This window comes from Abyssisolibacter fermentans, assembly GCF_001559865.1.
GTDB lineage: Bacteria > Bacillota > Clostridia > Tissierellales > MCWD3 > Abyssisolibacter > Abyssisolibacter fermentans.
Map to the genome: position 1 here is coordinate 65,031 of NZ_LOHE01000035.1, position 22,129 is coordinate 87,159.

Annotated in this window: 17 protein-coding genes; 15 read left to right on the forward strand and 2 right to left on the reverse strand. The window is 28.6% G+C overall.

What is annotated here, in order from left to right:
* The first annotated feature begins 32 nt into the window (after positions 1 to 32).
* The 3 genes from AYC61_RS03105 (at position 33) to AYC61_RS03115 (ending at position 3,495) form a co-directional block, all read left to right on the forward strand.
* Positions 33 to 779: a copper homeostasis protein CutC gene (locus tag AYC61_RS03105; protein WP_202906791.1), complete on the forward strand. Its 747-nt coding sequence runs from the start codon at positions 33 to 35 to the stop codon at positions 777 to 779.
* Between the two features lie 144 nt (positions 780 to 923).
* Positions 924 to 1,856, forward strand: a complete 933-nt coding sequence (locus AYC61_RS03110; RefSeq protein WP_066496778.1) for a glycosylasparaginase — start codon at positions 924 to 926, stop codon at positions 1,854 to 1,856.
* 160 nt (positions 1,857 to 2,016) lie between these two features.
* Positions 2,017 to 3,495 (forward strand): leucyl aminopeptidase, encoded by a 1,479-nt coding sequence (locus tag AYC61_RS03115; RefSeq protein WP_066496779.1) that lies wholly within the window; start codon positions 2,017 to 2,019, stop codon positions 3,493 to 3,495.
* A 179-nt stretch (positions 3,496 to 3,674) separates the two neighbouring features.
* On the opposite strand, the gene proC is transcribed toward AYC61_RS03115, so the two are convergent.
* Entirely contained in the window at positions 3,675 to 4,490 is an 816-nt protein-coding gene (gene proC / locus AYC61_RS03120) for a pyrroline-5-carboxylate reductase (RefSeq protein ID WP_066496785.1), read from the reverse strand.
* Positions 4,491 to 4,720: 230 nt separating this feature from the next.
* On the opposite strand from proC, the gene proB reads away from it, so the two are divergent.
* Both proB and AYC61_RS03130 read left to right on the forward strand, forming a co-directional pair.
* Positions 4,721 to 5,863 carry a glutamate 5-kinase gene (gene proB / locus AYC61_RS03125; protein ID WP_066496787.1) on the forward strand — a complete coding sequence of 381 codons (1,143 nt, stop codon included), beginning with the start codon at positions 4,721 to 4,723 and terminating at the stop codon, positions 5,861 to 5,863.
* A 17-nt stretch (positions 5,864 to 5,880) separates the two neighbouring features.
* A complete protein-coding gene (locus AYC61_RS03130) occupies positions 5,881 to 7,137 on the forward strand; it encodes a glutamate-5-semialdehyde dehydrogenase (protein ID WP_066496789.1) in 1,257 nt (418 codons plus the stop codon).
* Between the two features lie 303 nt (positions 7,138 to 7,440).
* On the opposite strand, the gene AYC61_RS03135 is transcribed toward AYC61_RS03130, so the two are convergent.
* Positions 7,441 to 7,863, reverse strand: coding sequence for a GrpB family protein (locus tag AYC61_RS03135; RefSeq protein ID WP_066496790.1), 423 nt, complete (start codon positions 7,861 to 7,863; stop codon positions 7,441 to 7,443).
* 376 nt (positions 7,864 to 8,239) lie between these two features.
* Between AYC61_RS03135 and AYC61_RS03140 the strand changes: the two genes are divergently transcribed.
* The 10 genes from AYC61_RS03140 to AYC61_RS03180 all read left to right on the forward strand — a co-directional run bounded on the left by AYC61_RS03140 (position 8,240) and on the right by AYC61_RS03180 (position 21,954).
* Complete coding sequence (locus tag AYC61_RS03140) at positions 8,240 to 9,445, forward strand: argininosuccinate synthase (protein ID WP_066496791.1); 1,206 nt, start codon at positions 8,240 to 8,242, stop codon at positions 9,443 to 9,445.
* Positions 9,446 to 9,529: 84 nt separating this feature from the next.
* Positions 9,530 to 10,909 (forward strand): argininosuccinate lyase, encoded by a 1,380-nt coding sequence (gene argH / locus AYC61_RS03145; RefSeq protein ID WP_066496793.1) that lies wholly within the window; start codon positions 9,530 to 9,532, stop codon positions 10,907 to 10,909.
* A gap of 276 nt (positions 10,910 to 11,185) precedes the next feature.
* Complete coding sequence (locus AYC61_RS03150; protein ID WP_066496795.1) at positions 11,186 to 12,541, forward strand: MATE family efflux transporter; 1,356 nt, start codon at positions 11,186 to 11,188, stop codon at positions 12,539 to 12,541.
* 106 nt (positions 12,542 to 12,647) lie between these two features.
* The gene (locus AYC61_RS03155; protein WP_066496798.1) at positions 12,648 to 13,235 is read left to right on the forward strand and encodes a TetR/AcrR family transcriptional regulator; all 588 of its coding nucleotides are present in this window, start codon (positions 12,648 to 12,650) and stop codon (positions 13,233 to 13,235) included.
* 591 nt (positions 13,236 to 13,826) lie between these two features.
* Positions 13,827 to 15,209, forward strand: coding sequence for a PapB family radical SAM/SPASM ranthipeptide maturase (gene papB, locus AYC61_RS03160; RefSeq protein ID WP_162265429.1), 1,383 nt, complete (start codon positions 13,827 to 13,829; stop codon positions 15,207 to 15,209).
* A 181-nt stretch (positions 15,210 to 15,390) separates the two neighbouring features.
* Positions 15,391 to 15,570: a hypothetical protein gene (locus AYC61_RS20975; RefSeq protein WP_156456321.1), complete on the forward strand. Its 180-nt coding sequence runs from the start codon at positions 15,391 to 15,393 to the stop codon at positions 15,568 to 15,570.
* A gap of 45 nt (positions 15,571 to 15,615) precedes the next feature.
* Positions 15,616 to 16,764, forward strand: a complete 1,149-nt coding sequence (locus tag AYC61_RS03165; RefSeq protein WP_066496803.1) for a TraB/GumN family protein — start codon at positions 15,616 to 15,618, stop codon at positions 16,762 to 16,764.
* Between the two features lie 416 nt (positions 16,765 to 17,180).
* Positions 17,181 to 18,116, forward strand: a complete 936-nt coding sequence (locus AYC61_RS03170) for an ABC transporter ATP-binding protein (protein WP_066496804.1) — start codon at positions 17,181 to 17,183, stop codon at positions 18,114 to 18,116.
* On the forward strand, positions 18,100 to 18,909 hold the full coding sequence (locus AYC61_RS03175; protein ID WP_066496805.1) for an ABC transporter permease subunit: 810 nt from the start codon (positions 18,100 to 18,102) through the stop codon (positions 18,907 to 18,909). The genes AYC61_RS03170 and AYC61_RS03175 overlap by 17 nt, the downstream gene beginning before the upstream one ends.
* A gap of 330 nt (positions 18,910 to 19,239) precedes the next feature.
* Complete coding sequence (locus AYC61_RS03180; protein ID WP_066496806.1) at positions 19,240 to 21,954, forward strand: sigma-54-dependent transcriptional regulator; 2,715 nt, start codon at positions 19,240 to 19,242, stop codon at positions 21,952 to 21,954.
* Positions 21,955 to 22,129 lie beyond the last annotated feature (175 nt).

Sequence of the window (22,129 nt, forward strand, 5' to 3'; positions counted from 1 at the left end):
AAACAAATGAACCGTCCCCTAGGAGGGGTTTTGTGAATAATAGTATATTACTTGAAATATGTGTAGATTCTATTAAGTCAGCTATAAATGCAGAAAAAGGAGGAGCTGATAGAATTGAGCTGTGTGATAATTTAATAGCAGGAGGTACTACTCCAAGCTCTGCAACAATTGAACTTGCAAGGAAATATTTGAATATTGATATAAATGTGATTATCCGTCCTCGAAGTGGGGATTTTTGTTATTCTGACCTTGAATTTGAAGTAATGAAGAGAGATATTGAATTTGCTAAAAATGCTGGGATAAATGGTATAGTAACAGGAGTATTGCTTCCTAATGGAAATATTGATATTGCTAGAATGAAAGAAATAATTCAATTAGCAAGACCTTTAAGTGTTACATTTCACAGGGCTTTTGACATGACAAAGGATCCTTTTGAATCTCTTGATACATTAATTAATCTTAATGTACAGCGAGTTTTAACTTCAGGTCAAGAGAGCAAGGCTATAGATGGCATATATTTGATTAAAAAATTAGTTGAAAAAGCTAAGAATAAGATAATTATTATGCCTGGATCAGGTATTAATGAAGAAAATGTAAGAAATATCGTTATGAAAACCGGAGTTAAGGAAATACATATGTCAGCTAAAAAGAATATAGATAGTGTAATGCAATACAGAAATAATAATGTAGCTATGGGAGGAAGTTTAGTGATTTCTGAGTTTAATAATTATTTTACAGATGAAGAGACAGTAAGAGTAGTACGAAAAATTTTAACCTAATAGATGATTAAACTACGAGTTTTTAAACTTAATTTATTAAAGTACAAAATGAGTAAGTTGATTTTTGATGTGAATGAGTTATTATAGAAATACAAAGGAATTTTATATACTTGTTAATATGAATAAAAAAAAGAGGTGTATAAGATGGCATGGGGAATTATAGCTACTTGGAGGATGGCTTTGGAAGGAATAATCAAAGCAAAAGAAATTCTGGAAAATGGACAATCATCTTTAGATGCTGTAGAAACAGCGGTTAACATGGTGGAAGATTGTCCTGAATACAGATCTGTAGGTTATGGAGGATTACCAAATGAAAATTGTCAGGTTGAACTTGATGCTGCATTTATGGATGGAGATACTCTTTCAATAGGTGCTGTTGGTGGTTTAAGAGATTTCAAAAATCCAGTTTCAATTGCTAGAAAATTAATGCAAGAAAAATTCAATATATTTTTAGTAGGTTCAGGAGCAGAAGAATATGCGCATAAAACAGGATTTGAGAGAATAAATATGTTAACAGAGTATTCAAAAAAAGAGTGGTATAAAAAAAGAAAAGAAATCTATGATAAAAATTTGAATCCTTATGATGGACATGATACAGTAGGAATGGTAGGACTTGATAAAAGAGGTAAAATAGCTGTTGCTACATCTACAAGTGGTTTATTTATGAAAAAACATGGCAGAGTAGGTGATTCACCATTGTCAGGTTCAGGTTTTTATGCTGATAGTAAAATAGGAGCAGCAAGTGCAACGGGTTTAGGAGAAGACATAATGAAGGGCTGTATTTCTTATGAAATAGTTAGTCTTATGGACAAAGGATATCATCCTCAATATGCAGCCGAATATGCAGTATACAATTTAAATAAAAAACTTATTGATAGAAGAGGTAAAGCGGGTGATATTTCCGTAGTATGTATGAATAACAAAGGTGAATGGGGTGTAGCGACAAATATTAATAAATTTTCTTTTGTTGTAGCTACTGATAGTCAAAAACCTACTGTTTATATTGCATCTTTTTCTAATGGTAAAACTACATATAAAGAAGCTAGTAGAGAGTGGATTAATACTCATACTGAATGAGAAGTTGGAATCTTAAAAAATAAGAAAATATTTTTTGAAGATAAAATTATAAGAATAAGAGGGTTACGGTTAAAAAAGGGGTTAAACAGCAGCAAACAGATGAACCGTCCCCTCGTTTTTAACCGTTCTCTCTTTTTCATTAAATTAAGGGGGAGTAAGAATGAATGTAAGTGTTATAAAAACATTAGATAATTCTTATGATACAAGGGTAATAGGACTTTTTGAAAAAGAGACTGTATCCTTTAATGACAAAAAACTTGAAGAAAGTATTAATTATCTTGTTAATGAAGGAGAATTTAAAGGTAAATTTGGTGAAATTGAATCAATTATTTTACCTATAAATGAAAAACCTAATAAATTTATATTTATAGGTCTTGGAGAAAGAGATAAGTTTGCTGATGAAAAATTAAGAAAAATAGTAGCTAAAATAGTAAATGAAGGTAATAAAATAAAATCAAAATGTATATTGATAGAGCCTATGGGAGTAAATGATTGTATTACTTTAGAAAATGCTACAAGGATTATAGCACAGATTCCTTTACTTGTGGATTATAAATTTGATAAATATCAAAAAGTAAAAAAAGAATCCACAGTTAGCGAGATAAAGATATTATGTAAAAATGAAAAGGACTTAGAGATAATGAGGTCAGCTTCAAAAGAGGGTAGTATACTTGCAAAAGAAACTGTATTTGCAAGAGACCTTGTGAATGAGCCTGCAAATGCATTACTTCCTGTTGAGCTTGCCAATAGAGCAAAAGAAGCAGGAGATAAATATGGTTTTGATGTTGAAATATATGATGAAGAAGAAATAAAAGAGCTTAATATGCAGGCTTATATGGAAGTAGCAAAGGCTTCTGATAATCCACCAAGATTGATTGTTATGAGATATTGGGGAGATGCTGAAAATAAGGAAAATATAATTGGTATTGCAGGTAAAGGTATTACATATGATAGTGGAGGCTTGTGTATAAAAACTAAAGCTGGTATGGTAAATATGAAGGCAGATATGGGAGGAGCGGCAGCATTATTAGGTGCTATGTCCTCAATTGCAGAGCTTAAAGTTAAAGCAAATGTAGTAGGAGTTATTGCAGCTTGCGAAAATATGATATCAGGAAAAGGATACAGAACAGGAGATATTATAGGTTCTATGGCAGGTAAAACAATATTTGTAGGAAGCACTGATGCTGAAGGCAGACTTACTCTTGTAGATGCAATTCACTACCTTATAGAAAAAGAAAATGCAACAAAAATATTTGATATTGCAACTCTTACGGGAGGAGCAGTTGCAGCATTAGGTAAAGCTGCAACACCTGTTATGTCTAATGATGATGAGTTTTTTAATAATATTCAAAGAGCTTCAGATATTAGTGGTGAAAAAATATGGAGGATGCCATGCTTTGATGAGTATAAAGAATCAATAAAATCATACGTGGCTGATTTAACAAATTCTGGAGGTCATCCGCAGGTAATGACAGCAGGTGTGTTTATTGAAGAATTTGTTCAAGATAAACCATGGATACATATAGATATAGCTGCTACATCATGGGCTGATAAAAAATATGAGTATGGTGTTAAAGGTGGAACAGGTGTAGGTGTAAGAACACTGTACCATGTTGTAAAGAATTTAAGTAATAAATAATAAAGGTAAATCTTTATTAAATGTACAAAATGTAATGAAATCCCAGATTTATTTGAAAAGGTGAAAAATAATCTTATAAATATTTCGGGCTAGAAAATAAAAAATATAGAGATATCGTGCCTTTGGCTTAATTAAAAAGGTTCAACCTTTAATATTTGGGTTGAACCTTTTTTCAATTTTTAGTTTTGTTTCTGAGCGAGTATTTTAGATTTATCAGTTCCTTTTTCAATAGCTTCAATGACATGTCCTCTAAAGCCTTTTTTCTCTAGAGCATAAATAGCTTCAATAGTTGTTCCTCCAGCAGAGCAAACTTCATCCTTAAGCTGACCAGGATGTTTACCAGTTTCTAAAACGATTTTAGCAGCACCTAAAACTGCTTGAGAAACCATTTTGTATGCCTTGTCTCTTGGCATACCTTTAAGAACAGCTCCATCTGCTAAAGATTCAATGAAAAGGTATACTAGTGCAGGTGAAGAACCTGATATAGCAGTTACAACATCCATCATTTCTTCGTTAATGGCTTCTACCTCTCCAAAGCTTTTAAATATATCAAGAACCATATTAAACTCCTCTATAGTCACCATGCCATTATGACATAGTGCGGACATGGCTTCACCAACTATTGCAGGTATATTAGGCATAGCCCTTACAAGTTTAATCTTTCTATTAAACAACTTTTCAATAGAATCAAGGGTTTTTCCAGCAGCTAATGACACTATTACAGTATCCTCATTAATGCAATCTTTAATTTCATTTATTATAAATTGATACTTATTTGGTTTAACAGAAAGAATTAGTATATCTGCAAACTCAGCAACCTTCTTATTATCAAGAGTAGTAATTACTCCATAGTTTTCTTTAATTTTTTCAAGTTTCTTTTCAGTTCTATTACTTACAATTATAGAATTTGAAGTTATGGTCTTGGACTTTACAAGACCACCTATCATTGCACTTGCTATATTTCCGCATCCAATAAAGCCAATATTAGTTTTCATATAAATACCTCCATTAGTAGTTTGAACATCTATAGTTTTTATGATATAATTTGTTAAATTAACGTAATAAATTGATTAAAATGTTGAAATAATTACAAAGCGGTAACTTTATATGTGCAATAGTATGAATTTTTTATTGAGTAAATATTCATATAATTTTGAATATCTGCTTATAATATTTTAATAATAATACATTATGTGAGAGGAGGCAAGACTTTTTAGTATACAATATGAAAATAGAAAGAGATAAATATATAAAAAACATTAAGAGAATAGTTTTTAAAATTGGAACTTCGACATTAACTCATCCAACTGGACTACTAGATTTAAATAAAATAGAACATATTGTTAGGCAGATAACTAATGTACACAATAAGGGTATTGAAGTTGTACTGGTAACTTCAGGAGCAGTTGGAGCAGGAATAGGAAAATTAGGGCTTAAAACAAGACCAAATACTATTCCTGAAAAACAAGCAGCGGCAGCTGTAGGACAGGGTGTACTACTTCATATGTATGAAAAATTATTTTCTGAATATGGAAAGACTGTAGCACAAATTCTTTTAACAAAGGAAGATATATTAAATAGAAAAAGATTTTTAAATGCTCGAAATACTTTTTTTACATTATTTAACCAAGGAGTTATACCTATAATCAATGAAAATGATGCCGTAGCTGTTGATGAACTGAAATTTGGTGATAATGATACATTATCAGCTATGGTTACGAGCCTTGTAGAAGCTGATTTGCTTGTATTGCTTTCAGATATTGATGGACTTTATAACTCAAATCCAAATGAAAATAAGGATGCAAAATTAATAAGTTATGTAGATATTATTACAGATGAAATCAAGGAAGCTGCCGGTGGAGCAGGTACTAAATTTGGTACTGGAGGAATGATTACAAAGATTAAGTCAGCTGATATTGCAGTTAACTCAGGGGCATCCATGATTATAGTGAATGGTTCACGGCCTAATATAATCAATGAAATTTTAGAGTTTAAAAATGTAGGCACTTTTTTTAAAGCAAATCAAAATCCTCTCCAAAGTAGAAAGTGCTGGTTAACATACAATACACTTATAAAGGGTAAAATAACAATAGATGATGGAGCTAAAGAAGCGATTATAGAGTACCATAAAAGTCTCCTGCCTGCTGGTATTTGCAAGGTAGAGGGTTTTTTTGAAAAAGGTGATATAGTTTCGATTATAGACATTTCTAATAATGAAATAGCACGTGGAATAACAAATTATAATTCGAATGAAATAGACACAATAAAGAGATGTAAAACTCACCTTATAGAAGAGAAAATTGGCTATAAGAGTTATGATGAAGTAGTTCATGCAAATAATATGGTAGTTATTACTAACGAAAATTAAAACTAAGGAGGCGAAAAATGAATATAAGGGATTATGTTGTAGATAAAGCAAAACTAGCTAAAGAAGCATCAAGAAAAATGAATACAATAAGTGAAGCTGTAAAAAATGAAGCACTAAAAGCAATGGCAAATGCATTAATAGATAATATAGATTTAATATTAACGGCTAATGCCAAAGATATAGAAAATGGGAAACAAAAAGGACTGTCTAAATATATGTTAGATAGACTTTTGCTTAACGATGAAAGAATAAATCAAATGGCAGATGGAATAAGAATAGTAGCTTCCCTTAAAGATCCAATAGGTGAAGCAGTAAAAATGTGGAGAACTCAGAACAATCTTCAAATAGGTCAAATAAGAGTGCCACTTGGTGTAATTGGAATGATTTTTGAGTCAAGACCGAATGTAACTGTTGATGCAGCAGCGCTTTGTATTAAGGCAGGGAACTCTGTAATATTAAGAGGAGGATCAGAAGCTATTAATTCAAATATAGCTCTGGCTAATATCATAAAAGAGGCAGCAAGAGAAAATGGACTTCCTAATGGGTGTATACAATTTATTGATATCACTGATAGAGAAGCTGTAAATGAAATGATGAGATTAAATAAGTATATTGATGTTTTAATTCCAAGAGGTGGCAAAGGATTAATAAATGCAGTTGTAAATAATGCTACTGTGCCTGTCATAGAAACAGGTACTGGTAATTGTCATGTATTTATTGATGAAAGTGCTGATACTGAAATGGCGCATGATATAGTGATAAACGGAAAAACTCAAAGACCAGCTGTTTGCAATGCTATAGAAACAATACTTATACACAAAAATATTGCCTCTAAAGTATTGCCTAAAATAGCTGAAAGTTTAACTTCTCATGGTGTAGAAATAAGAGGGTGTAAAAAGACTGAAGAAATTATACCTGATATTAAACCTGCAAATAAGGAAGATTGGGCTACAGAGTATTTGGATTTTATAGTAGCAATAAAAGTTGTAGAGTCTATAGATGAAGCTATAGAACATATCTATAAATATGGTACGAATCATTCAGAAGTTATTGTAACAAATGACTATAATAATTCACAAAAATTCTTGAGAGAAATTGACGCAGCAGCTGTATATGTTAATGCATCTTCAAGATTTACTGATGGAAGTCAATTTGGATTTGGTGCTGAAATAGGTATAAGCACACAAAAGTTACATGCTAGAGGACCAATGGGTCTAAAAGAGCTTACAACTACAAAATATATAATATATGGAGAAGGTCAAATAAGAGGTTAATACGTTAATGCACTTAACAGTTATAGAAGTTCAAATTATTATAGAAGTGAAAAATATATAAGAAATAATTTATTATATTGGTATTTACTTCATTAATAACTGCAATTTCACAGCACATAGTTAAAGGAGGAAATAGTTTCCTCCTTTAATGTATAATATGAGATTAATGAATAATTATTTATAGAATTATTTTTTTTCTTTTGAAAAATCTTCTTTTGCTTTTCTTAATATTGAGTTAATAAATTTACTTTTAGCATTAGAATATGCATTTCTGTCTTCTACATATTTCACTGCCAATTTTTTTTAAAAACTTGAATATTCCTCAACTAAATTTTTATTTAAACGTAGATAGTTTCGAAAATAGATGTGATTCATCCACAAATCTCCGTTATAAACTTCTACATGTAAATAATGTGTTCTTAAATTTTCATTTCCTTTAGCAAATAATACCCTTCCTTTAACACCTGCATTACCTCTAAAATGATATCCTACACTTTCTAATATATTTTTAAACTTTTCTACATCATCCAAGGATTTAACTCCTACAGCAATATCTATAATTGGTTTTGCATCAAGTCCTTCTATGGATGTACTGCCAACATGTTGAATATCAATGACATACTCACCGATTAATGAATATAACATTGCTTCTTCTTGTTTATATGCTTCTTTCCACTCATAACTATAAGGCGAAATTTTAACAGTCCCTCTTGCTAATCCAATCATTATTATTTACCTCCAAGTTTGTATATTTTTAATCAAATCCACTCATTGATATAAAAATATATTACTAAATTATAATTTAAAAAGTTGGTATTGTCTAGGGTTCTAAGTAAAAAAAGTAAATATATACCGATATTAAAATTAATAATTATACAATTAAAATTCGGTAAAAATAAAGCATAAACCTACATAAAAGTATATTTATAAATAAAAATGAATAATTATATTGATTTTTTCAAAATTCCTGTTATAATTTTATATAATATAAAAAATTATCGGTTATGTGATTTGCAAGGTATAGGAAATTAGATCACTTTTATAATTTCGCTATAAAAATATTAATATTATATAAATCGAAGATTTTAAAGGAGGTAAAACAATGACTAAAGAAAAAGCAGTTTTAGCATATTCAGGCGGACTAGATACATCAGTTATTTTAACTTGGCTAAAAGAAGAGCTAGGTTATGATGTTATTGCAGTATGTGTTGATGTAGGCCAAGAAGAAGATTTTAACGAAGTAGAAAAGAAAGCTTATGCTACTGGAGCAATCAAATCTTATATTGTAGATGTAAAGAAAGAATTTATTACTGACTATATATTCCCAACTATAAAGGCAGGAGCTGTTTATGAAAATGACTATTTATTAGGTACGTCTTTTGCACGTCCTCTAATATCAAAAAAGCTTGTTGAAATTGCAGAAAAAGAAAATGCTACAGTTATAGCACATGGTGCAACAGGTAAGGGTAATGATCAAGTAAGGTTTGAAGCTACTGTACATGCTTTAAATCCTTCACTGAAGATTATTGCACCTTGGAGAATTTGGGATTTAAAATCCAGAGAAGATTGTATTGAATATGCTCAAAAGTATAATATACCTATTGCACAAACTAAAGAAAAAATCTACAGTAGAGATCAAAATATATGGCATATAAGTCATGAAGGAGGTAATTTAGAAGATCCTTGGAATGAACATGTAGATGATATCTATGTTATGAGCGTTTCACCTGAAAAAGCAAAAGATAGTGCAACATATTTAGAAATTGGATTTGAAAAAGGAATTCCAGTTACAATAGAGGGTAAAAAAGTTCAGCCACTAGAAATGTTAAAATTATTAAATAAAATAGCGGGGTTAAATGGTGTAGGTACTATTGATATAGTAGAAAACAGACTTGTAGGTATGAAATCAAGGGGTGTGTATGAAACGCCAGGTGGAACTGTTTTATACGAAGCTCATAAAGCACTAGAAAAGCTTGTCTTAGATAGAAATACATTATCTTTTAAAAATACAGTTGCTCAAAAGTATGCTGATTTAGTTTATGATGGTTTGTGGTATACACCACTAAGAGAAGCATTAGCAGCTTTTGTAGATTCAACTCAGGAAAATGTAACAGGTGTTGTTAAAGTGAAATTATATAAGGGATGTTGTAAAGCAGTTGCATCAAAATCACCGTACTCTCTTTATAATGAAGAATTTGTGACATTTGGTGAAGATGAAGTATATAATCAAAAGGATGCAGAAGGATTTATTAATTTATTTGCACTTCCTCTTAAAATTCGTGCAATTATGAAAAACACACAAATTTAGGTAGATTTAAATTGTTATACTTGCGAATAATATTTATGTGATTTAAAAGGAAAATTATATTTTAATTGGAAAGTGGGGATTAACTTGAAACTTTGGGGTGGAAGATTTTCTAAGGAAACAGCATCATTAGTTGATGATTTTAATGCTTCTATAGAGTTTGATCAGAAATTATATAAACATGATATACATGGGAGTATTGCACATGCTAAAATGCTTGCAAAGCAAAATATAATTTCTAATCAAGATGCTGAGATTATTATAAAAAGCCTTTATGAAATATTAAAGGATATAGAAAAAGGTGATATTGAATTTTCTATTGACTTGGAAGATATTCATATGAATATAGAAAAATTGTTGATTGATAGAATAGGTGATATAGGAAAGAAACTTCATACTGCAAGAAGTAGAAATGATCAAGTAGCTGTTGATATTAAACTATATTTTAAAGAAAGCTTATGTGATATACAAAACCTTATAAAAAATTTGCTTAATGTTCTTATAGAAATAGCAGAGGATAACATAGAGACAATTCTTCCGGGCTATACTCATTTACAAAGAGCTCAACCTATAACTTTGGGATATCACATAATGGCTTATTTTCAGATGTTTTTAAGAGATTATAATAGACTTTCTGATTGTTATAATAGGATGAATTATTTACCTTTAGGGGCGGGTGCATTAGCAGGTACAACATATGAAACCGATAGATATTTTCTAGCTAAGGAGCTGGGATTTGCAGGTATTTGTGATAATGGTATGGATGCAGTTAGTGACCGTGATTATGTTATTGAATTTATTAGTGATGCTTCTATATGTATGATGCACCTAAGTAGATTTTGTGAAGAATTGATATTATGGAGTACATCAGAATTTAGCTTTGTAGAAATGGATGATGCATATAGTACAGGAAGCAGTATCATGCCTCAAAAGAAAAATCCTGACTTAGCAGAACTTATTAGGGGTAAAACTGGGAGAGTCTATGGTAATTTGATGAATATACTTACCATAATGAAAGCCTTGCCTTTAGCATATAATAAAGATATGCAGGAAGATAAACCTCCGTTATTTGATACGGTAGAAACCATAAAAAATTCGTTAGCTATTTTTATTGAGATGATAAGGACTATGAAAATCAACAAAGACAAGATGTACAGTGCTGCAAAAACAGGGTTCATGAATGCAACAGATGCAGCAGATTATTTAGTTTCTAAAGGTATACCATTTAGAGAGTGTCATGCAATAATTGGTAGAATGGTTCTTTACTGCATTCAAAATGGAAAAGCAATAGAGGAGCTATCATTAAATGAACTAAAAAGTTTTTCAGAGCTGTTTGATACTGATATATATGATAAAATTGATATTATATGCTGTATAGAAGCAAAAAAATCAATAGGATCAACTTCTAAAAAAAGCGTCAAATTAATGATTAAACAAGCTAAGGAAAAGCTTGAGAAAATAAACTAAACATTATTAACAGAAAAATACCTATCTAATTTGATAGGTTTATTTTTTTGTATATAAATAATAAATATTCTTAGTAAGCTTCTAAAAAAGAGAGCAAATAGTTAAAGCTGACTATGATGTAGTTTTATATATGGGAGATAATTGAGAACCTTTAATGGTTCCGTTAATAACTAGTAAAATTTAGAAAGAAAAAAATATCCTTGACTTTTTATGAACAAGTTCATATAATAATATATAATGAACTTGTTCATAAAAATGAAAGAGGTGAATTCTAATATGGAATATAAAGATAAAAGAAGTAGAATGCTGAGTGAAGGAGATATTGGGAAAGTCATTGCAAAGCTTGCAATACCTGCAATAATTGGTATGTTAGTTAATGCTGTGTATAATTTTGTTGATACATTATTTGTTAGTTGGATAGGAACAAATGCTATGTCAGCAGCACAGATTGGTTTTCCTATATTTATGATTTTATCAGCATTTGGACAGCTTTTTGGAATAGGTAGTTCTTCTTACGTTTCCAGGTTGCTAGGAGAAGGTAGGAAAGAAGAAGCAAATAAAACTGCAACAGTTACATATATAACTGCAGTTTTATCAGGAATTGTTATAGCTATATGTGGTTTGATTTTTATAAAACCACTATTAAACTTATTTGGTGCAACAAGCAATGATTTTGACCTTGCGATATCTTATACAAGTATTTTGTTTATTGGATCATTGTTTATTATGGGGAATATGACTCTTAACAATCTTTTAAGGGCAGAAGGAAGTGCTGTTACAAGTATGTCTGCACTCGTTCTTGGAGCTGTGCTTAATATTATACTTGACCCTATTTTCATATTTGTATTTGACATGGGAATTGCAGGAGCTGCTTTAGCAACAATACTTGCTCAATGTATTACGACAATATTTCTTCTTAGTAATTATTTAAGGGGAAAGAGTATGCTTAAAATAAAAATAAGTTTATTTAAGCCATCAATAGAAATATACAGTGAAATTTTTAAAATTGGAATTCCAACTCTAATAAGACAGCTATTGGCAAGCTTTGCTATAGGAATAATGAATAAGGCAGCAGCGGGTTATGGTACTGAGGCTGTAGCTGGTATAGGAATTGTTTCAAAAGTGTTTATGCTTGGATTCTATTCTTTGCTTGGATATACTCAAGGTTTCTTACCTGTAGCAGGTTTTAACTATGGAGCAAAGAAATATGATAGATTGTTAGATGCTACTAAAATAGGAATAAAGGTTAGTACTATTTATTGTATAGTTGTTTTTGCAGTATTTATGATATTTTCAAGACCTATAGTTATGATATTTAGACCAGAAGCTGCTGTTGCCGATATTGCAGTAAAAGGATTAAGGACATGGTCCTTATCTTTACCTTTATTAGGTTTCTCTATTCTTATAAATATGTTATTTCAAGCTATGGGAAAGGCAAAGGAAGCAGCTGTATTATCTGTTTCAAGACAAGGGTTTATATTGATACCACTTCTTTTGATTTTACCTAAGGTATTTGGACTGAATGGAATATTATTTGCTCAGCCTTTAGCGGATATATTAACATTTATATTAACAGCTATTTTAGGAGGTCGTGTGTGTAAAAAAATAAGCGTTTTAAAAGATGCAGCCTAATGAGTTGATATATATTGATTATATAATTATAATATTTATATAGAAGGTTATATTTTGAAAAAGAGTGATGTTGTTTGATATAATTTTAAGAAAGGGAATGAATTAAATGCCCAAAATTATAAAAAATTTGAAACCTAAAATAATAGAAGCTGCTATTAAGATATTTAATGAGGAAGGATTTAATGCGATTGATATGAGAAGAATTGCTTTAGAATGTCATATCGCTGTTGGAACTCTATATAATTATTTCCCTAATAAGAAAAAACTTATGTTTAAAGTTTTTAATAATTTATGGATTGAGTCAATAGATATATTAAATGAAATTATTGATAATGGTGATCCACAGGAAGGTTTATTAGCAAAATATATAACAGCTTTGCAAAAAGAAAAGGATAAGAAAAAAGGAATTGGCAGACAGCTATTTAGGCTAGAACTAATAGAAACAACTGAGGATGAACTTAATTCAAAGGCTTTTTTTACAAATACAGAATTTCATATTATTCATAGAAAACAAATAAGAAAAGTACTTCAAAAAAGTTTTAACTTAAATGATGAACAGATTGAAGGAAAAAGCTTTGATAAGCTTACTAATACATGTATGTATTTAGTTATGTCAAATAAACCCTTTGAAGAAGATTATGTAATTTTCTTATGTGATTTAATTAGCAGTTATATTAAGTTGAATATAAAATAAAAAAAATAATGTTTTTATAAGAATCTTGAGTATGTAAATGGCGATACTCAAGATTTTTTATTTCTAAGTAAGTGTTCTAAATCCACCGTCTTTAGAAGGTATATATTACTTCTTAAAAATGTAAAAATTTATTAGTAAGAGTAATAAATGATTAAAATAGATTAGTTTAGTAAATTTTACTTTTGTGATATCTTTTGGATATAAATATTGACAAATGTCAAAATTTATGATTAAATGAAATTGTTATATAAAAATATAAAAAAAGGGGGTACTTGAAATGTTTGAATTAGTAAACAATAATTGTGAAGAACAAGGAAATAATTGTGCATTAGTTGATTTACCAGATTGTATATTCTGTGATGATGACAAGATATGGGACGTAGTATAATAAGTACACAGAGAATAAGAAAAACATAACAAATCACTGATTATAAATATTGACGATTTGTTATGTTTTATCTCAATTTTTTTAGAGTTTCCCACTTCTATAAGTGGGAATTTCTAACCAGGTGGGGTAGACTCCCCACTTAATTATCGATGTTCAGCGTAGCTGGACGAGTTCACTTTATAGAAAAACAAGGGGGAGACGCCATGATTAACTCATCTGAAGCCATGCATTTAAGTGATTATAAAATTTTTTGTGTTCAAGATAGTAAATATGTATATTACATAGAAAATAATAAAATATTTAAAATAGATAATAAAACTGAAAAATTATTAGGTCAAGATGGTAAAAGTTATAAAGAAATATATGATAACTTGCAAAGTATCTATACTCAAGAAGAATTAGATACGACAATAAAGGCGATGAAAGAACATGATTTTATCATAGATAATATAGACATTATAAATAATGAACAAGGTGATGTAGCGCATAATTTTCCTGATATGATGATGGTAACACTTCTTATTGTACAAGAATGTAACTTAAGATGTTCATATTGTTTTGGTGAAAATGGAGAATACAATGATAGGGGAGTTATGGATATTGAAACAGCCAAAAAAGCTATTGATTTTTTTGTTAAAAATTCAAAAAATGATACATTGACTATCTGTTTTTTTGGAGGAGAACCTTTAATGCGTTTTGACTTAATTAAAGAAATAGTAGCATATTGTGAGCAAAAAAAAATAGCAACATCTAAAAATTTTAAATTTACAATGACAACTAATGCAACCTTATTAAATGAGGAAATAGAGCAGTTCATTATAAAGCATGATATGAATGTATTGATTAGTATTGATGGAGATAAAGAAACACACGATTATAATAGATATTTTAAAGGAAAAGTTGGATGTCATGATATAGTACTTGCGAAAACACAATCACTACGTAATAAGAACTTACTAACTGCCCGTGCAACAGTTACTGGCAAACAACTTGACATTAACTCTATATATAATTATTTAGACTCTTTAAATTTTAAAAAAATTATATTATCTCCAGCTTTTAATTTATTATCTGATGAAGAATATGATAAAGCTGCTGATGGATATATAGCAATGTACAAAGAGCTTGAAGAACTTATTAAGAAGAAAGCCTATGAGGAAATTTATAAAAACAAAATATTTATTACGGGATTAAAGAAAATACATAATTCAAATAGGCGTAGTATAGCATGTGGTGTTGGCAGAAACACTTGTACTGTAGATATTCACGGTAATATTTATCCATGCCAAAGGTTTGTTAATAATAAAGAGTTTGTTATGGGTAATATTGATAAGGGATTCAATAATAGAAGCGATTTTCTAAACAATATAACTTTAGAACATCGACAAAAATGTTCTAAGTGTTGGGCTAGAAATCTATGTATTGGTGGTTGTATTCATACGAATTATACGTCAACAGGAGATATAAATCTTCCATCTGATCAATTTTGTAATTTCACCAGAAAAATATGGAAAGAACTCATTAAAATATATCTTAGAATGTCAAAGGAAGACATCAACATTTTGTTAGAGGGAAAAGAGAAATGATGGAAAATGTTTTAGATGTTAAAAACATAAAGAAGAGTTATGGATTATACGAGATATGAGTTGTAAATATATTAACTTTAATGTGAAACAAGGTGAACTGATTGCTATTATGCAATCATTTGGCTAACCTTAATTATTAATAAAATCATATAACGAAAATGACTTCTTCAATAATAAATACATGAAAAGTAATACGAGATATTTTGAAAAAAGATATAAAGTTAAAATGCTTAATAGCACAGAAGATATATCATTGGCTCGGCTATTCTTAATGAATAAAGCTATTGTAATCTTAGAAGAACCAACATCAGCATTAGATAAGAAGTCAAAAGAAATTATATGCCATAATAAAAGGAGATAAATTGCATGAAAAACAATGAATATAATTTAAAAAGGCTGATTTTAAATGAAGGGATATAATGAAAAATTATTTGAGACTTTTTATACATATTTGTCAAATAATACTTATTGTCAATTGAAACTAGACAATGATTTAGAAAATGCTAATATATTTCTTATGGGGGAATTTCATGGAGTTGCTTGCAATGCACGCATTGAATATGATTTGCTAAAATATTTTGTAATTAATGCTGGAGTAAAATATTATGTAAAAGAACTAGGCTATAATGATGCAAGAAAACTTAATGAATATCTTCGAACAGGCGATGAAAGTATTCTAAAAAATTTATTAAAGACTTATAAAAATTGCTATTTTGCTACACAGGAAAATTATAAAATGTGGAAAGCAATATATAATTTTAATAAGACATTATCTAACAAGAATAAGATTGTAGTCGTAGGTATTGATATAACGGATTCTTCAAACGAGGCAATAGAATATATATATACATGTTTACCTCAAAAAAAAATACCATCACAAATAAAATATGTAATCGATGAGTTAAAAAATATTTATTGTTGTATAAAAAATAAGACGAAAGTTAGTTATGATTATTATCAATTTTGGAGTACTTATTTAATTAGTATAGACAAGTATTATGACATATACAAACAATATTTTGGGAGCAATTTTTTTGACTTCTATATGATTAGTAGAAATTTAATAGCTAAGTTCAAAAGAAGAATAGATAATCTAAATGCACGAGAAATCAGAGAACAGGAATTATATGAAAATTTTATGATACAGTATAAGTATTATTTAAAAGGAAATTTTTTTGGAGTTTTGGGTAATGCTCACATTGCAAATGGTTATAATTGTGTTGAATCTTTTGCTAGTAGATTGAATAATAATCCTACTTCTTATGTAAGAGGTAAGGTTATAACCCTATTATCTTTATATAAAAATTGTAAAAGCATGACTCCGTATCAAGGAACTTATGAGAAAAATAACATCAATTCACCTATGGTTATAAATGAAATATTCAACCCCTTTTATAAAGAAAACGAAGTCTTAATAAAACTTAATGAAAAAAACACACCATTTATTACTAAGAATATGAGCCAATTTAAATTACCTATTTTAAAAAAATTTCTCACTAATAATATTCAATATTGTATACTTATGAATGGAGCAGAGGCATCGTCCCCATTATAAATTGAAAACTTACTAATACATGTATGTATTTAGTGATGTCAAATAAATCTTGTGAAGAAGATCATGTAATTTTATTATGTGATTTAATTAGCAGTTATATTAAGTTGAACATAAAATAAAAAAATAATGTTTTTATAAGAATCTTGAGTATGTAAATGGCGATACTTAAGATTTTTTTATTTTATAAAAGCTGAAAAAAATTACTTATTAAAAGTCACCTGCAAAGAAACCTCAGATTGAGCCCTAGCAAATTTATTGTTTGAAAAAGTTATTATAGCAGTTGTTTATGGGTTGATTAAGGTAGATATCATATATAAAAATTTTTGTTGACATTAAAGTAATATAATAATATTATTATTAATAGATATTTAAATAAATATCTAAATATCTAAATATTATTAGGAGGAAAAATTATAATGAGTGTTTCTATTGAAGTATTTAATTTAAAGAAAGCATACAACGAAGTTACAGTTGTTGATGATATTAATTTTAAAATAAATAAAGGTGAACTAATTGCTCTTTTAGGTCCTAATGGAGCAGGAAAGACGACTACTATAAAAATGTTGGGAGGAATATTAAAGCCAACTAGTGGTTACGCTCAAATATTAGGATATGACATTAGGACTGATGCTATCAAGATTAAGGAACGATTAGGGGTGCTGACAGAACATTATAGTGTGTATGAGAATTTAAATGCTAGAGAAAATCTAGAGCTATTTGCTGAATTATATAATGTACAAAATCCTAAAGAAAAGATAAATGATATTTTAAAGCTGTTTCAATTAGATAACAATAAAAACGATGTTAAAACATTCAGTAAAGGGATGAAGAAAAAACTAGCATTAGCAAGAAGTATATTTCATGATCCAGAGATTATTTTTTTAGATGAGCCTAGTTCAGATTTAGACCCTAAAAGTGCTAATGAATTGAGGAATCATTTGAAAGTTTTAGTAAGAAAAAATGAACTATCTGGAATTATTTGTACTCATAATATTTATGATGCTGTTGAATTGTGTGATAGATTTATAATAATGAAGAATGGGAAATTGCTATTGGATGGAACAAAAGATGATTTATTAAAGGTAGTTAATGCAGGTTTTTACTTAAATATAAAATATACGAATAGAAAAGAATTAGTTCAATTTATTAATATTCATAATTGGGTATCTATTGTTGAGGAAAATAATAAAGAAAATACATTCAAATTGATGGTTGACAATAACAAACGTATTAACGATTTAATGAATAGATTTGCAGATATTCAATTATTATCTTTTGGAGAAAATACAAATCAAATTGAGAGAGCTTATATTGAACTAATTGGGAGGGAAAGCAATGAAAATCAAAACTAAAAATATTAAAGCGATTATAAGAAATGATATTCGTTTATTAAAAAAAAGTAAACAAGTATATATACCAATGATACTGATACCAATTTTATTTGTTACAATCATTCCTATATTGATGGTTTATGGTCAAAATATTCCTGGGAATAATATGATGTTAAATAATTACTTTTTAAAAAACATACCTGAGAGTATTAATAATGCCATTATAGGCTATACACAACAGCAAAAAATGATTATATTAATGCTAAAGTATTTTATGGCACCGTTATTTAGTATTATTCCTTTAATAGCTGTTAATTTTATAGCGGCAGATAGTATTGCAGGTGAAAAAGAGCGAAAAACCTTAGAGGCAATTAAGTATGCACCTATTTCTTTTAAAGAATTGTTTTTAGGAAAGATTGCAAGCATTATGTGTATAACAATGTTTATCACTACAATATCTTTCATTTTATATTGTCTTGTGTCAAATACTATATCAATGATTAATATTAAAGAATTGATACTGCCAAATATAGCTTGGATATTAGTATGTTTTTATATTACACCATTATTATGTTTTTTTGGTATAGGATTTATGATTATTGTATCTGCTAAAGCTAAAGGTTTTAGAGAAGCTCAGCAAATGGGAGGTTTTATAGTATTACCTCCGATTATATTTACTATCATTCAGAGCTTTGGTGTAATGGTACTAGGAATAAAAGTTTTACTTTTATTAGGTATTGTAATATTGTTAATCGATATTTTTGTATATAAATTAGGGGTTAAAGTTTTTCATAATAATCTATATAACAATTAATTTGTAAGTACTTTTAGAAGAGTGTATATTTAGAGAAATTTAATAAACATGCAATGCAAGTATTCTACTTATGATGTCAAATAGATTTTGTGGTAATTCTATAGTTTAGCTATATTGAGTAAATAATACTGTAGTTTTAGACAAATTAACATATTGCTTGGTAAAAAACTTTATATTATTCTTAGATGTTTTATAATAGTAGGCTATGGAGTTAAAGGATTAAAATAATAAAATATGCTATAATAGGGTATGTGTTCTTATATTAAATAAACATTTAAAAATAATAGTATTATAGGATAATTTGACTAGAAGATAGGTAGGAGAACGATTATGAAAAAAATCGATGCAGTTTATCAAGTTTTAGTTCAATTAAATGATAAGGGTATAAAAAGTATTTCAGCAGAGGATTTAGTAGGTTATTTGGAGCTTAATAGATCAAGTATAAGCCGATATCTTAACGAATTATATAGAAATGGAAAAGTTTTAAAGAGTAAAAGTAGACCTGTTTTGTATAGCCTGAATGAGAAAGAGTGTAATAGTCCAATAACTAAGAAAGAAAGTGAAATATCTGGCTTTGATGTTATCGCTGGTTCGGATTTAAGTCTTAGAGTAGCAATTCAGCAAGCAAAAGCAGCTATTCTTTATCCTCCTAGAGGTTTGCATACACTTATATTAGGAGAAACAGGTGTAGGAAAATCTATGTTTGCAGAATTAATGCATGATTTTGCTAAGGAATCAAATGTAATTGATAATAAAGCACCTTTTATTAGATTTAATTGTGCAGATTATGTTGATAATCCACAGCTTATTTTAAGTCAAATTTTTGGAGTAAAAAAAGGTGCTTATACTGGAGCGGATAGTGACAAAGAAGGTTTACTGAAAAAATCTCATGGTGGTATTTTATTTTTAGATGAAGTTCATAGATTACCTCCTCAAGGACAGGAAATGCTCTTTACTTTCATAGATAAAGGTTGTTTTAGACCTTTAGGTGAAACAGAAAAGATGGAAAATGTAGAAACTCAAATAATTGCTGCTACAACAGAATACCCTCAATCTAGTTTGTTGAGGACTTTTGTTAGAAGGATACCTATGATTATTGAGATTCCTCCTCTTAGAGACAGAAGTTTAATTGAAAGATACAATTTGTTGATAGATTTTATAAAATCTGAGTCAAAACGATTAAATAAAAGCATATATTTAGAAAAAAATGTTTTGATTTCATATCTTTTATATGAATGTCCAAATAATATAGGACAGTTAAAAAGCGACTTTCAACTTGCCTGTGCAAAGGCATTTTTAAAATATAAGACTAATGTACTGGGATACATTTTAATAGAACAAGTAGATTTACAAAGAGATGTAAAAAAAGGATTAATGAATGTTCAAAAGTATAGAAAAGAGATTGACGAGGTATTAAAATATAAAGGTGATGTTTTAAGGTTTCATTTTAATGAAGAGAAATTTGTGAATAACACAGTAGTTTCACTAGACAATGATGAAAAAAGCGAAATGTTCTATGATATTATTGAAAAGAGATTGTTAGAATTAAAAGATCAAGGATTAGAAGAAAAGGAAATAAGTCAAATATTAAACATAGACATTGAAAGCTATTTTAATAAATATATAAGCAAGCTGCCTAAAATACTCCCTAAAGAAAAGTTAGCTAAAGTAGTAAATAAAGAAATAGCAGAAACGGTATATGAGATATTAAATATAGCTGAAATGAAATTAAATAAGAGATTTGATGAAAAAGTTTATATTGGACTTGCAATACATTTACAAGTTAGTATCGAACGTATAAGGAATGGTAACAAAATTTTTAATCCTAAGCTAAACTTTATAAGAGTGAGATATGCAGATGAGTTTTTAGTAGCTATGGAACTAACGAAGATATTAGATAATAGATTCAATATAGAATTTCCTATTGATGAAATTGGATATTTAGCAATGTTTTTAGCTTTTGATTTATATGAACAAGAAATAGAAAAGGATTCTAAGGTAGGTATACTAGTGATGATGCATGGTGATTCTACAGCTAGCAGTATGACCAATGTAGCTAATAGACTTATAGGTGAAGATTATGCTCAGGCGATAGATATGCCTTTAAATGTAAATGTTGATGAAATGTATGAGGTAGCTAAGGAAAAAATTATAAATATGAATAATGGCAAGGGGGTACTATTATTAGTTGATATGGGTTCTCTTTGTAATTTTGGAGAAATGATTTCAGATGAAACTGGAATAAATATTAAAACTATTCAAATGGCAAGTACGCCTGTGGTTATAGAAGCATTAAGTAAAGCAGTATTAGGAAGAAAATTAAATTCTATATATAAAGCGTGTATTCAAATAAGTAGATATAAAATTGAAGCAAAACCAAGAAATAATAAAATAAGAAAATTTCTAATTATAACAACATGTTTTACAGGAGAAGGAGTTGCAGAAACATTAAAGAAAATAATTAGTGAAAATGTAATTAAAACATCGAGTATAGAAATCAAAGCGTTAAATATTTTGGATCGTAATGACTTTCTAGCACATGTTGAAAAATTGAGTAAAGAATATAAAATTCTCGCAGTAGTTGGGACTGTAAATATTTTCATTGAGAATATACCTTTTATACCAGCACCAGACATATTAGATGGAAGTGCTAATGATAAAATCAACAAATTAATTAAGACAGAAGAAATATATATGAAGATTGAAGATACATTAAAAAATCATATTGAAATTATTGGAATAGAGAGTGTTGTAGATGAATGTAGATTAATTATTAAAAACATAGAAGAAGTATTAAGTATAATGATAAATGAGGAAGTAAAATCAGGAATTATTCTTCATATAGCTTTTATGATTGATAGAATTAAGAATGGTGAATCAAATAAAATAGTAGAAGATTTCAGAGAAATTAGAAATCAATACAATAGAGAATTTATTTTTATAAAACAAGCACTTAAGCCATTAGAACAAAAATATGAAATAAATATAAATGACAGTGAATTATCTAATATAGTCAAAATAATAGTGAAAAATAATGAAGCATAAACTAAACTGTGCAAAAAAATAAATACTGTGCAATTTTTAAAATACGTAGTGTGCAAATTCCCTGCACACTATTTTTTGTATTAAAGTACTAAAATGCAGTTATTATAGTATAAGAAAGAGTTGTTTTAATTGGCATACAATTTGCACTATATATAATGTGTAATAATTAAATCTA